We start from the raw sequence: 13157 nt of genomic DNA on the forward strand, positions 1-13157 counted from the left end.
CCCATCAACGCCCCGAGGGCGGGAGTCCCGGACGCCGAGGACGCTCATTACCGCATGGCCATGGTCGAGTGCATGCGCCGCTTCGCCCGGCTGTCCGGCGGAATGGTCCTCTGCATCGACGACGTCCAGTGGCTGGGCCCCGCGGACCGCCGCGTGCTGGAGGACCTGACCGCCGCCGCGGACCCGGTCCCGCTGCTGATCGTCGCCTCGACCCGCGACCCCTCGCGGCGGCTGGCGCCCGGCTGCGCGACCAGCTGGGACATCGAGCTCGGACCGCTGGGCGAGGACGAGGCGGCCGAGGTCGTGCGCGGCTACCTCGGCGAGATCACCGACAGCGCGTTCGTCCGGGACCTCACCGTGCGCTCGTCGGGAAATCCGTTGACCATGGTCGAGTATCTGCGAGCGGTGATCGACGCCGGTCTCATCCGCCCCGACTGGGGGCGATACGTCGTGGACCGGGCGGGTCTCGACACGCTGCGGCTACCCAAGCAGGTCCTCGACCTGATCCGGCACCGGGTGGACGCGCTCGACCGGACGGCGGTGGCCGTCCTGGGCACGGCGGCGGTGCTCGGCCGCACCTTCGACCTCACGCTGGTCGCCGCGGTGACCGGCCGCTCCCCGATCGGGGTCGCGACGGCGGCGGCGCGGGCCCGGGCGCATCAGCTCGTCCGGGACAACGGCGACGGCCGCTGGTCGTTCGTGCACGACTGCGTGCACGAGGCTCTGCTGTCGACGATGAGCCCGCCCGAGCGGGCCGCGGTGCACCGGCGCGTCGTCGAGGCGCTGGAGGCGAACGAGGCCCGCGGCGACAGCTGGACCTACGAGCGGGCCCGGCACGCGATCGCCGGGGGGATCGCCCCGGCACATCGTTTCCGGGCGGCGGCCGAGGCGGCCGCGGCCGCGCTCGCCGCGTCCGCACCGTACGAGGCGGTGTCCTTCTACCGGGCGGCGCAGGCCGCGGCCCTGGAGGCGGGCCTCGAACCGGACGCGGAGTTTGAGGAGGGCTTCGCCTTCGCCTGCTCGCGGACGATCGAACCCGACGACGCGCGCCTGCACTTCGCCCGCGCGTTGCGCACGCAGACCGATCGCCGGCGTCGGGCCCGGGACTTCCTCGCCCTCTCCAAGATCGATTTCGCCACGTTCCGGACCGCCGCGGCCCTGGAGTACGTGCACCAGGGACTGGCCGAGATCGGCCGGGGCGTACCGGCGAATCCCGTTGCCGCGGTGGTCGTCTGCCTCGGCCGGTGGCTGGCGGCGTTCGCCTGCCGCTGGCCCTGGACCGGTTTCGGTGGCGCCCGGGGCGAGGATCGGGAGCTGCACGCCATCCGCTGCGGCCTCTATGAGCTCGGCGTGGAGAGCGAATGGCTCGGAGGGCGGATCGGTCCCATGCTGGCCTTCGCCACGTCGGCGCTGTATCCGGGGCGGCGGCTCGGGTCTGGCGACGAGTACCTGTGCGGCCGCGCCGCCCGCACGATGGTCGCGGCCGACTTCGGACGCCGACGGCGGGTGGAGCGCGACGTTCCACGGCTGCGGGACCTCGCGGACCGCAGCGGTGACCCGGCGGTGCAGACAAAGATCATGCTCTACACCTCCATCGCGCTGATCATCCTCGGGAGCCGCGGCGTGACGGGTGAGCGCGACTGCGCCGAGGCATTCCGCCGTGGTGGGCGCTGGATCGAGACCTACTACTCCGAGAGCAGCTACTCGACGCTTGTCCGCAGCCTCGCGCTGCGGGGCGAGACCCGGATGGCGTGGGAGCACTGCGAGTCCAGGCCGGACGACGAGGCGTTGCGGACCGATCTCGCTGTCCTGCGGGCGCGCCTGGCCCACCTGCTCGGCCAGCCACCGGTCACGCACCCCGATCTCGAGGCGCTGGCGGCCGAACCCGCCGCCGAGCGACTGCGTCGGTACCTGATCTGCGCCGACCTCACCGATCTGGAAGCCTCGGGCGACGAGACCGGGGCCGCCTTCGACGCCGCCGTCGAGGCCGGCGAGGCCGTCGAGCGCTCCGTCGGGCGGATACCGAGGTTCTTCCGCCACTTCACGATCGTGAAGGCACGGGGCCGGCTGGAGCAGGCGCGGCGGGTACCGCCCGGTCCGGCCCGCGAGCGATGCCTGCGCGTGGCGCGACAGGCGCTGCGCGACGCCCGATCCGCGGCCGCGTACCCGCTGTTCGCCGCCGAGCTGTGCGCGCTACGGGCGGCCGCGAGCGAGCTCGCCGGCGACTACGACCACGCGCTCCGGCTGGTGGAGACCGCGGAGCGTCGGGCGCATCACCTCGACGCACCCGTGATCCGCTTCGACCTGCTGGTGACGCGGGCGCGCTGCCTGCGGGGTGTCGGGGAGAACGAGCGCGCCGCGATCGAGGCGGAGCTGGCGATGGCCCTGGCCGGGCATCAGGGCTGGCTTCGCCAGCGTGCCCGGGTACGCGACGAGTTCGGGCTGACCGACGAGGCATCTCGCACCTCGCTGTTCGGGACGTCACGGTCGGCAGCGTCCCGGGACCGCCGCCGTCTTGAGGCCGTGCTCCAGGTCAGCGCGTCGGTCGGACGCTCCTCGACGCCGGAGTCCGTCGTCGCCGTGGCCCTCGACGAGATCATCGGCATCCTGGGCGCGGAGCGCGCGTACCTGCTGCTGCCGGCCGGCGGCACCGACGACGCCCACCAGCCGCTCACCCTGTACGCCCAGTGCGCGGCCGACCAGCGCGCGGCCGACCAGCGCGACGTCCAGGGACCGCCGGCCGCCGTCCCGCGCGGCTTCGCGACGACGGTCGTCGAACGGGTGCGGGCGGAGCAGCGGGCGCTGGTGGTCACCGGCACCGACCAGGGGGCCGTGCTGGGGTCGCGCAGCGCGGTCCAGTACGGGCTGCGTAGCATCCTCGCCGCCCCGGTCCCCGTCAGTGCCGGGCGCAGCGGGGTCGTCTACGTCGACAGCCGGGTCGCCAAGGGGCTGTTCGACGAGGATGACGCCCGCATCCTCGGCGCGCTCGCCAAGCAGGTCGGACTGGCGCTGCACATGGCCGAGGCCGCGCGGCTGCAGACGATGGTCGTCTCCGAGCGCCGCCAGCGGGACCTGGCCGAGATGATCCGGGACGTCACCCTGCAGGCGACCTCGACGCTCAGCACCCGGGGCGTCCTCGGCCGGGTGCTGACGGCGGCGCGGCCGGTCCTCCCGTTCGACGCCGCGTGGGTGCTGACCCCGGCGGACGACGCGGTGCGGATCATGTCGGTGCACGGCGACGTGGCCGAGGAGGTGGCCGGCGAGGAGCTGCGTCCCGCCGCCGGCCATCCCCTCATCCGCGCCGCCCGGCAGGGCACGGTGCTCACGACGGAGGACGGCGTCGACCTGCCCGGCTGGTCCGGCCCGGCGCGCAGCTGGATGATGATCCCGGTCACGCTGTCCGACGACATCCGGGCGGTGGTCGCGCTCGCCTCCCGGACGCCGGACGCCTACGGCGAGACACGCGTGCAGATCGCCCGGACCGTGCTCGACCAGGCGGTCGTCGGCTGGCAGAACGCCCAGCTGTTCGAACGGGTGCAGCGCCTGGCCGCCGTTGACCAGCTGACCGGCCTCGCCAGCCGGCGCGACTTCCTGGAGCAGGCACAGCGGATCGTCGCCGCGCACGCCGCCATCGGCGCGCCGCTGAGCGCGGCGATGATCGACATCGACCACTTCAAACGGGTGAACGACACCCACGGGCACTTCGTGGGTGACGAGGTCCTCGCCGAGATCGCCCGGCGCATGCGGGGGGCGTTCCGGCGCGAGGACGTCCTCGGCCGGCTGGGCGGTGAGGAGTTCGGCGTGCTCATGTCCGCCACCGAGGCCACCGCCCGTTCTCTCGGGCAGCGACTGCGCGACCTGGTCACCGAGCCCGTCCGGACCTCCGCCGGGCCGCTCGACATCCGGCTCAGCATCGGCCTGGCCACGCTGCGCTCCAGCGACGCCGACCTGCGCGACCTGCTGACCCGCGCGGACGACGCCCTGTACACGGCGAAGCGCACGGGCCGTGACCGCATCGTCAGCCAGTCCGACGACGCGGACCTCTCGGTGGCGCACGAACCGGCGGCGGCAACCGGCCCCCGGGTCAGGTAGGGGTGGGACCGGGGATCCCGGGTGGCCGGGGACGAGGCACAAGGTCAGGGACGAGGCACAAGGTCAGGGACGCGTCAGGACGGACGGGGACGGGTCAGGAGGGTAGGGCGGCGAACGCCTTCGCGAGCAGGCGGCGTTCCTCGACGGCGACGGCGACCGGGCGGCCGGCCGAGATCCCGCCGTCAACGCCGAGGTCCTGACCGGTGACGAAGGACGACGCGTCCGTGGCGAGCCACAGGGCCGCCGCGGCCACGTCGTCGGCCCGTCCCGCCCGCGGGATGGACTGGTGGGCCGCCATCGCCTCGGCGAACAGCGGCTCCAGCAGGCCGGCGGTCCGGTCGGCCCGCTCGGCGTCGACGCCCGCGTTCTTGGCGAAGATGCCGGTCGGGATCGGCCCGGGCGAGACACTGTTGACCCGGATGCCGTGCGGGCCGAGTTCGACGGCCGCCGAGCGGGTCAGCTGGAGCACGCCGGCCTTGGCCGTCGAGTAGCTGATGTCCGACCAGCCCGCCCGGTGCGCGCCGATGCTCGACATGTTGATGATGCTGCCCCACCCGCGCGGGATCATGATCCGAGCCGCGTGCTTGATGCCGAGGAACATGCCGCCGGCGTGCACGGCCAGCGTGTCGAGGAACGCCGCGAGGTCCGCCTCCGGCAGCGGACGCGGCGCCTCGACGCCCTGCCCGGCGTTGTTGACCAGTACGTCGAGGCCGCCGAACGCGTCCACCGCGACCGCGGTCAGCGCCTCGATGTCGGCTTCGACGCGGACGTCGGCACGGGCGAACCTGGCCCGCGGGCCGAGCGCCGCGGCGAGCTCCTCCCCCGGTCCCGTCCGCCGCCCGCCGAGCACGACGCTCGCCCCCTCGGCGACGAACACCTCGGCGGTGCGGGCCCCGATGCCGCTGGTCGCTCCGGTGATCACCGCGACCTTGCCGTCCAGTGCGCCCATCTCGCCCGCCGCCTACGATGCCTGGCCGGCGGCCGCGGGGGTGCGGCAGGCGGCGACGAACCTGGCCAGCTCGTCGACCCGGTCGGTGCGGGCGTCGACGGCGCGGTTGACGACCCGGATGAGGTGCTCGTAGGCGTCGGTGTGGTCGTAGTGCGCGGTGTCGGCGATTTTCAGCGCCCAGCGCCAGTAGCCGCGCAGCGTGTCGGCCAGCGGCATCCGGAACCCGGCGATGACGTCCCGGATCGGCTCGACGACCTGGTCGCCGTAGAGGCGCAGGCTGCGCTCGACCACGTCCGCGAAGAACGTGAAGTGCCGGGCCTCGTCCTTGCTGAGCCGGCCCAGCACGTCCATGAGCACCGGTTCGTCGACAACGGATCGCAGCGACTGGTAGTAGATCTGGGTGGCCTTCTCATGGACCAGGGCGTAAGCGAACAGCGAGATGGCGTGCTCGTGGGGCATGGTGAACGGCTTGCGCCCCTCCTGGCCCAGCTCGTCGCGCAGCCGGTCGGGCTCGCTGATGCCGGCCGCGACCTGGTACTCGAACAGGGCCCGGGCGTGGCTGTCCTCCTCCTGCGCCCAGCGCACCGTGAAGTGGTACAGCTCGCGGTTGTGGACGAAGGTGGCCACGTCGACCGACTCGTCGAGCGGGAAGCGCCGCGCGTACAGGCCGAAGTACCCCGGCAGGTGGTCCTCGATGTAGGTGATGAAGGCGACGGCGGAGCGCTGGCCCTCGGTGAGCCGGCCGCCGTCGACCGACGACCAGCTGAACGCCGTCTCGACGTCCCACCGGCGGGTGACGGGCGACGAGCGCATGAACGAGCCGACGGCCTGCGCGAGGTCGGCGGGCGGCAGCAGCGGACCGGCGGCCTGGCCCGCCGGTTCCGCCACTGCCCGGGGAACGGTGGTGGTCATCTGTCCTCTTCCTCCTGGACGGTGGACGACGCGGCGACCGGCCGACGGGCGCGGCCGGTCGACGGAACGGGCGGGCAGGCGGGCGGCCTCAGCGCGATCGCTGGCAGACAAGCGCGTAGTGCTTGGTGGTGTAGCCCCAGCCGGCGTTCGCCACCTCGAGGTAGTGGCGCAGGGTCGCGGCCATGCCCGGCCGGATCTGGTCGATCTCCTCGGCGCTGCGGTCGACGTTCGTGATCCAGTCGTCGATCGTGAGCCGGTAGTCGTCGGTGAGGTCCTCCACACCGACGACGGAGAAGCCGGCGTCCTCGGCCGCACGCACCAGGTCGGACAGCGGGCGCATGTCACCCCAGCCGAAGATGGAGTTGCGGACGAACTCGGTGCCCGCCCGGCGGTCGAACTCGTCTCGGGCCGCCGCGTTGCGGAAGCACGTCTCGGAGACGTAGTACCGGCCGCCGCGGCGCAGCAGGGAGCGAGCGCGGCGCATCACGTGGACCAGGTCAGGCATGTGCACGATCGAGCCGAGCATCGTCACGGCGTCGAACGGGCCGGCGGGCAGGGCGGCGTGCTCGAAGTAGCCCTGTACGGTGCTGACCCGGTCGGCGACGCCCAGGTCCACGGCCCGCCCGGCGATGTAGCCGTGCTGGTTGCCGGCCGGGCTGATCCCGACGACCCGGGCGTTGTACTCCCGGGCCATGAACAGGATCAGCGCGCCCCAGCCGCAGCCCACGTCGAGCAGCCGGTCGCCGCCGCGCAGCCCGAGCTGGCCGGCGACCCAGCGCAGCTTCGCCTCCTGCGCCCGCTCGAGGGTCAGGCCGGGCTCGCGGTAGTACCCCGAGGAGTACTTGCGCAACGGGTCGAGGAACAGCCCGAAGATCCGCGGGTCGAGGTCGTAGTGCTGGTTGGTCTGCGCGGTCTGCGCCGCCGGGGCGGCCTCGTCAGCCGCGGCGGCGACGGTAGCGGCGGCGGCTTCCACGGTGGCGGCGGTGGTCCCGGCGGCGGAGCCGGTCACGGTGGTCATACGCGCGCTTCTTCGGCGAGGGCGCGGTGCAGGACCTCGGCGACCTCGCGGATCGTCGAGGCGCCGAAGACGGCCTCGTCTTCCAGCTCGACGTCGCGGGCGCGCTCGATGCGGGCGATCACCCGCAGCACCTTCACCGAGTCGGCGCCCTGCACGGTGCGCAGGTCCGCGTCGGCCGACACCGTGTCGACCTCGACGCCGAGCTCCTCGGCCACGATCTCGGTGATCTCGCTGATCAGCTCGTCAGTCGACACGGGCATGGGAGTCCTCCACGGTGATCTCGGTCGGCTCGCCGGCGACCACGGTGGTCCCGGCGACGGTGCGGGTGGAAACAGGCGCGGCGCTGGTGGACGCGGACGCGGTGGTCGCGGCCGCCAGGGCGCGGTGCAGGTCGTCGACCTCGGGCTCGTCGAGGGCGACGCGTCCGCGGGCGGCGTCCAGCGAGACGGTCCGGTAGCTGGCGGTGGCGGTGGCGACCACCTCGCCGTCCCGGGTGCGGATGTCGGACTCGGCGTGCAGCAGCGTGCCGGTGCTGTCGTCGCGGACCCGGGCGACGCACTCGTAATCGCCGCCGACCGCCACCGGATGGACGTAACGCAGCCGCATGCCGGTGGTGAACGGGATCTGCCCGGTCCGCAGGACGATCAGGTTGCCCATGATCTCGTCGGCGATGACGCCGAGCAGCCCGCCATGGACCACGCCGGGGTAGGACTCGTACGGCCGCCCGAGGCGGAAGGTCGTCCGCAGTCCGTCGCCGTGATGGGTGAACCGCAGCCGCAGGCCGTGCTGGTTGTGCGGGGAGCAGCCGAAGCACTGGTAGTCCGGCAGGACGTACCAGGGCAGGTCGATGGCCTCCAAGCCGTCGGCGTCGGCGGGGGCCGTCATGCGAGCGCTTCGGCGAGGCGGCGGCGGACCCGGGCGTTGGAGCTGACGTCCATCCCGGTCAGCGCGGAGAACGCGCGGCGGATGTTGTCCTGGAGCTTGTCCAGCTCGCCGGCATCGGCGACCTTCTCCAGGAACATCTCGAAGGCGGTGTCGATGGTCTCGTGGTCGCGCAGGGCGACCAGTTCGCTCTTGAACACCCCGACCGGATGCTTGATCCGCTGCTCGCCGGTGTAGACATGCAGCGTCTCGAGCACCGAGGGCAGTTCCTCGGGGTGCCGCTGGAGCCGGATCCGGGCGAAGTGCAGGAACTCCCGGGCGTGCCCGGCCTCGTCCCGGCTGGCGTTGAGCATGATGCCGGCGAGCACCGGCTCCTCGACCCAGGACGCGACCGCCCGGTACACGTGGTTCACGGTCAGCTCGGAGATGATGTTCGTCGCGAGCGTCGCGCATGGCGTCGTGCCCGGGTCGTACGGCGCGCGCATCGCCGAGACGGCCGACTCCCGCACCTCCGCGTCGACCGCGTTCAGCCAGGTCCGGAACGCGAAGTGGTGCTGGAGCTCCTCGTAGCCCCAGACCGCGACGAACGCGGAGAAGTCGTAGTCGTCGAACTCGTTGAGGAACCCGTGCTGGGCGGCGATGGAGTTCGCCTCACCCATCACCGCGCTCTTGGCCATCGTGACGTACTCGGGCCGGACCAGGTCCCTGCGGATCGTGTCCCACGGCACGTCCGCCAACCGCCAGTGCTTGCGTTCGTAGTGGTGGAAGACGTCGAAGCTGTGCATGGCCGAGGTGCTCCTCGCGATGTCGGACCGGCCGCGGGACCAGCCGCGCCGGGTGTCTCTAGGTGGGGGCGCCGGTCAGGTTCACCGGCAGGGACTGCGGGCCGCGCAGGGCGGCGTTCGGTCGGTAGGTGACGTCCTCGGTCGCGAGCGACAGCGCGCCGCCGCGGCGGACCAGGGTGCCGATCGCGGCCTGAGCCTGGACCCGGGCGAGCGGAGCGCCGAGGCAGACGTGCAGCCCGAGCGCGAACCCGAGGTGGCGGCGCGCGGGTGGGGACGCCGCGTAGCGGGTGACGGCGAACGTGTCGGGATCGGGGAAGCGGCGGGATCACGGTGCCCGGACGCGCTGAGCACCACCACCCCGTCGCCACGGCGGAACCGGTGCTCACCGACGGTGGTGTCGGTGAGCGCCACCCGGGTGACGAACTGGGACGGCGGGTCGTAGCGCAGCATCTCCTCGATCGCGGCCGGCAGCAGGTCCGGGCGCGCCCGCAGCAGCGCCAGCTGGTCGGGATGGCGCAGCAGCGCCAACGTCCCGTTCGCGACCAGGTTGGCCGTCGTGTCGAGTCCCGCCGCGAGCAGCAGCGCGACCAGCTCGACGACCTCGCGCACGGTGAGGGACCCCTGGTCGCGCTGGACGGCGGCCAGCCGGCTCACCAGATCCTCGCGCGGCCGTTCGCGCCGCTCGGCGATCAGGTCGAGCAGGAAGCGGCCGAGGTCCCGGGCGCAGGCCGTGCGCGCCGCGATCTCGTCAGGGCTGAGCAGAGAGTCCGGGTCGGTGCCGCGGGTGATCCCCTGGATCCAGTCCAGCAGGGGCGACGCGTCGGCGGTCGCGATGCCGAGCAGCCGTCCCATCACCGCGAGCGACATCGGCCGGGCCAGGTCGGCGACCACGTCGAGCCCGCCGGCGGCCAGCGCCGCGTCGACCAGGTCGGTCACGACCCGCTCGACGAACGGCGTCTCCGCCAGGCTCGCCCGGGGCGTGAAGGCCCTGCTCACCAGCCCGCGCAGGCGGGTGTGGTCGGGCGGGTCCATCGTCAGGAACGATCCGCCGGGTACCTCGCCGAGATCGACGCCGGGACGGAACGAGTTCAGCCCCTCGTCGTAGGCGCGACCCCACTGCGCTCCCTGCAGGACCGCGGCGCACTCGTCGTACCTGGTCGCCAGCGTCACCCGGGCCGCGCCGAGGCGGATCGGGCAGAACGGCGCGAGCTCCCGCATGGCCTGGTATCTGGGATAGGGGTTGGCTCGGTGGGTCGGCTCGAAGGCGTCGAAGCCCACGACGTCGCCGGCGAGCCCCAGGGCGGGGCCGGCACCGTCGGTCGCGCCGGTCCCGCCTGCTCGTCGGGCGTCGGTGTCGAGACTCGTCACCGCGCGCCTCCCGCCGCCGCGAGGGTCATGCCGCCGGGGCCTCGAAGCGGACGGGCAGTTCGGCGATGCCGCGGACGACGATGTTCGGCCGGTAGGGGGGCGGGTCGGCCAGCAGTGTCATGACCGGGGCGCGGCGCGCGAGCTCCCGCAGCATGCACTCCATCTCCAGGCGGACCAGCGGCGCGCCGATGCAGTAGTGCAGGCCGACACCGAAGCCGAGGTGGCGGGGAATGGTCTTCGAGCGGGCGTAGCGGGTCAGGTCGAGCCGGTTCGGGTTCTCGTAGACCCGCGAGTCCCGGTTGGCGGCGGCGAGCAGGATCAGCACGCCGTCGCCCTCCTTGAAGGCGTGCCCGGAGATCTCCATGTCCCGCACGGCCATCCGGGTCGTCGCGTGCGACGGGCCGTCGTAGCGCATGAGCTCGTCGACGGCGGCGAGCGCCAGGTCGGGGTCGCGCTTGAGCACCTCGAACTGGTCGGGGTTGCGGGTCAGCGACAGCACGCCGTTGGCCAGCAGGTTCACCGTCGTCTCGTGCCCGGCGACGAGCAGGACGGTAAGGGTGGCGATCATCTCGCCGGTGGTCAGCCGGTCGCCCTCGGCCTCGACCTGGGCCAGCGCCGTGATCAGGTCGTCCTTCGGGTGGGCGCGGCGCTCGGCGACGAGGCGCTCGAAGTAGTCGCGGAAGTGCGCGGCCCCGTCGTAGCGGGACTGGAGCTCCTCGTCGGTCAGCAGTGTGTCGGGGTCCAGGCCGCGGGCGATGCCGGCGGACATGGCCCGGACGGAGTCGTGGTCCTCGCGCGGCACGCCGATCATCTCGGCGATCATCGTCAGCGGCAGCGGGTAGGCGAGCTCCTCGACGACGTCGACCTCACCGGCCTTGATCACGCTGTCGACGACCTCGGTCGCGACCTCCTTCACCCGGCCCCGCAGCGACTCCAGACCCCGGGCGGTGAACGCCTTGCTGACCAGGCGGCGCAGCCGGGTGTGGTCCGGCGGCTCCATCCACAGAAACGACGCGGGCAGGTCCGTGCCGTCGCTCTTCGGGTGCAGGAACTCCGGCTCCTGGGCGTGGCTCCAGCCCGAGTCCTGCAGGATGGCGTCGGCCTCACCATAGCGGGAGACGATCTGCAGATTGAACGGTCCGGGCACGAACGGACCGGCCTCGCGCAGCACGTCGTAGGCGGGATACGGGTTGTGCCGGGATTCCGGCATGAACGAGGCCAGGATGGCGTCGTCAAGGGACATCGAGCCGGCGGCGGGCGTGGTGGAGGCGGTCGCCGCGGGGTCGGTCGTCGTGGTGTTCACGTGCGGGTCCTTCCGTCCGGATCGGCAGGTGGCGCGGATTCGGGCCGGCGGTGGCTGGGCGGGCGGGAGCACGCGCGCCACGGTCGGCGTCCGGGCAGGTGGTGAGGGGTCTTCGGCGCCGCCGATCCAGGGCGGCGGGCGGCCGGCCGGAAACGCTGCCGGCCGGCCCCCGCTGACAGGAAAGGATCCGGCGCCCACAAGGCGGAGGCAATGGACGGGCCGCGGCAAAAGCCACAGCGGCCGGGTGCGGAGGTTCAGGCGATACTCATAAACCCTGAATTGAGTCTGTCGCCCGGCCGGTCCAGCGTCAAGACGAAAGGATCGATGCAATCGATCTATCGCCACAGGGGACGGACCAGTGAAAGGAGACGCCGGTCACGTCGGTATCCGGTCGAATGTAGTCCGTCGTCGGCGACAATGACAAACGCGCCGGGCGGCGACCCGGCGCGTTTGTCAGGCAGAGGTATTCCCGATTCCGCCGGCGCCGGCGGAATCGGGACCCGGCTTATCCGTCGACGCGGCGTCCGTCGGTCGGGTCGAACAGGTGGACCCGGTCGGCGGGGACGTGTACCCGCACCGCCGCACCGACCGCCGGCACCCGGTCCCGCCCGCGCACGCTCACCGCCCACTGGCCGCCGCCCTCGGCGGCGCTCACACAGGTCACCACGGTGCCGTCACCGGTGAACTCGACGACGTCCGCGACACCGCGCACCACGACACCGGTCTCGTCCCCGGCCGGCGCCCCGCCGGAGGCAGGCGCCCCGGCGGGGCACGGCGGCGCGGCGGAGTTCGGCGTCACGGTGGAGCCCGCGGCCGGGTCGTCCTCGTTCACCGGTTCCAGCGTTCCGTCGGCCGGGCGCCAGCCCACCAGCACCGGCGTCGGCAGCGGCCCGGACCGGGCCGCCGGCGTCGCGGGCAGCCGCGCGGACAGCCCCGCCCCGGTCAGGACCCGACCGTCACCGGTTGGCTCGGCGGTGTGCAGGTTCATCGGCGGACTGCCGAGGAACGTCGCGACGAACGTGTCCGCCGGCCGGTGGTAGACCTGCTCCGGCGGCCCGGTCTGGGCGACCCGGCCGCCGTTCATCACCACCAGGTTCGTGCCCATCGACAACGCCTCCAGCTGGTCGTGGGTGACCAGCACGACGGTGTTGCCGAGTTCCCGGTGCAGCCGGACCAGCTCCGCCCGCGCCCGCTGGCGCAGCAGCGCGTCGAGGCTCGACAGCGGCTCGTCGAGCAGCAGGACGGCAGGGCGGCGCACGATCGCCCGCGCCAGGCCCACCCGCTGGCGCTCCCCGCCGGAGAGCTGCCGGGGCAGCCGCCGGCGCAGGTCGGTGAGCCCGAGCATCGCGCAGACCTCGGCCACCCGGGTGGAGATCTCGGCGCGGCTGAGCCCGGAGCGCCGGTCGTGCCGGGCCGCCAGCCGCAGGTTGAAGTCGATGTTGCGCTCGACGGTCATGTGCGGGTACAGCGCGAAGTCCTGGAAGACCAGCGCGACCCCGCGCTCCCCCGGCGGCGCGTCGGTGACGTCGACGCCGCCGAGCAGCACCCGCCCCCGGTCGGCCGTCTCCAGCCCGGCGATGATGCGCAGACCGGTCGACTTCCCGCAGCCCGACGGGCCGACGACGACCGTGAACGACCCCGCCGGCACCCCCAGGTGCGGCACGTCGAGCGCAGGGTGGGAGCCGTACCGCTTCTCGACGCCGGTCAGCGTGATCCCGTCCGGCGCGGCCTCGGCCGCCGCGGACCGGTCTCGCCGCGATGCCTGCGGGGGGACGTCGGCACGAGGGGCCGCGGTCGGACTGGCGGTCGTCGGGTCGGCGGTGTCCGTCATCTCTCGTCCCAGGTCCG

9 protein-coding genes and 1 pseudogene are annotated in these 13157 nt (G+C 73.3%); 1 reads left to right on the forward strand and 9 read right to left on the reverse strand.

Annotated features, from left to right (window positions below; genetic code table 11):
• Positions 1-54 precede the first annotated feature (54 nt).
• Complete coding sequence (locus C1A33_RS29865) at positions 55-4092, forward strand: diguanylate cyclase (protein WP_243408071.1); 4038 nt, start codon at positions 55-57, stop codon at positions 4090-4092.
• A 94-nt stretch (positions 4093-4186) separates the two neighbouring features.
• Here C1A33_RS29865 and C1A33_RS29870 read toward each other — a convergent pair whose 3' ends face one another.
• The 9 genes and pseudogenes from C1A33_RS29870 to C1A33_RS29910 all read right to left on the reverse strand — a co-directional run bounded on the left by C1A33_RS29870 (position 4187) and on the right by C1A33_RS29910 (position 13140).
• Positions 4187-5041: an SDR family NAD(P)-dependent oxidoreductase gene (locus C1A33_RS29870; RefSeq protein ID WP_101835438.1), complete on the reverse strand. Its 855-nt coding sequence runs from the start codon at positions 5039-5041 to the stop codon at positions 4187-4189.
• Between the two features lie 12 nt (positions 5042-5053).
• Complete coding sequence (locus C1A33_RS29875) at positions 5054-5953, reverse strand: acyl-ACP desaturase (protein ID WP_101835439.1); 900 nt, start codon at positions 5951-5953, stop codon at positions 5054-5056.
• 88 nt (positions 5954-6041) lie between these two features.
• The gene (locus tag C1A33_RS29880) at positions 6042-6971 is read right to left on the reverse strand and encodes an SAM-dependent methyltransferase (protein WP_101835440.1); all 930 of its coding nucleotides are present in this window, start codon (positions 6969-6971) and stop codon (positions 6042-6044) included.
• Positions 6968-7231 (reverse strand): acyl carrier protein, encoded by a 264-nt coding sequence (locus C1A33_RS29885; RefSeq protein WP_101835441.1) that lies wholly within the window; start codon positions 7229-7231, stop codon positions 6968-6970. The genes C1A33_RS29880 and C1A33_RS29885 overlap by 4 nt, the downstream gene beginning before the upstream one ends.
• On the reverse strand, positions 7215-7856 hold the full coding sequence (locus C1A33_RS29890; protein ID WP_101835442.1) for a PaaI family thioesterase: 642 nt from the start codon (positions 7854-7856) through the stop codon (positions 7215-7217). Before C1A33_RS29890 ends, C1A33_RS29885 begins: the two co-directional genes overlap by 17 nt.
• On the reverse strand, positions 7853-8638 hold the full coding sequence (locus C1A33_RS29895) for a ferritin-like domain-containing protein (protein ID WP_101835444.1): 786 nt from the start codon (positions 8636-8638) through the stop codon (positions 7853-7855). Before C1A33_RS29895 ends, C1A33_RS29890 begins: the two co-directional genes overlap by 4 nt.
• A 58-nt stretch (positions 8639-8696) precedes the next feature.
• Positions 8697-9856 (reverse strand): annotated as a pseudogene (locus C1A33_RS29900) (cytochrome P450).
• A gap of 175 nt (positions 9857-10031) precedes the next feature.
• On the reverse strand, positions 10032-11309 hold the full coding sequence (locus tag C1A33_RS29905; RefSeq protein WP_243408072.1) for a cytochrome P450: 1278 nt from the start codon (positions 11307-11309) through the stop codon (positions 10032-10034).
• 505 nt (positions 11310-11814) lie between these two features.
• A complete protein-coding gene (locus C1A33_RS29910) occupies positions 11815-13140 on the reverse strand; it encodes an ABC transporter ATP-binding protein (protein WP_101835446.1) in 1326 nt (441 codons plus the stop codon).
• Positions 13141-13157 lie beyond the last annotated feature (17 nt).

Origin of the sequence: Frankia canadensis (assembly GCF_900197875.1) — a bacterium.
Taxonomy (GTDB): domain Bacteria; phylum Actinomycetota; class Actinomycetes; order Frankiales; family Frankiaceae; genus Frankia; species Frankia canadensis.

Excerpts from the sequence above, each read along its gene's own strand:
- C1A33_RS29865 (WP_243408071.1), top strand. The coding sequence starts at position 55 with ATGGCCATGGTCGAGTGCATGCGCCGCTTCGCCCGGCTGTCCGGCGGA.
- C1A33_RS29870 (WP_101835438.1), bottom strand. The coding sequence starts at position 5,041 with ATGGGCGCACTGGACGGCAAGGTCGCGGTGATCACCGGAGCGACCAGC.
- C1A33_RS29875 (WP_101835439.1), bottom strand. The coding sequence starts at position 5,953 with ATGACCACCACCGTTCCCCGGGCAGTGGCGGAACCGGCGGGCCAGGCC.
- C1A33_RS29880 (WP_101835440.1), bottom strand. The coding sequence starts at position 6,971 with ATGACCACCGTGACCGGCTCCGCCGCCGGGACCACCGCCGCCACCGTG.
- C1A33_RS29885 (WP_101835441.1), bottom strand. The coding sequence starts at position 7,231 with ATGCCCGTGTCGACTGACGAGCTGATCAGCGAGATCACCGAGATCGTG.
- C1A33_RS29890 (WP_101835442.1), bottom strand. The coding sequence starts at position 7,856 with ATGACGGCCCCCGCCGACGCCGACGGCTTGGAGGCCATCGACCTGCCC.
- C1A33_RS29895 (WP_101835444.1), bottom strand. The coding sequence starts at position 8,638 with ATGCACAGCTTCGACGTCTTCCACCACTACGAACGCAAGCACTGGCGG.
- C1A33_RS29910 (WP_101835446.1), bottom strand. The coding sequence starts at position 13,140 with ATGACGGACACCGCCGACCCGACGACCGCCAGTCCGACCGCGGCCCCT.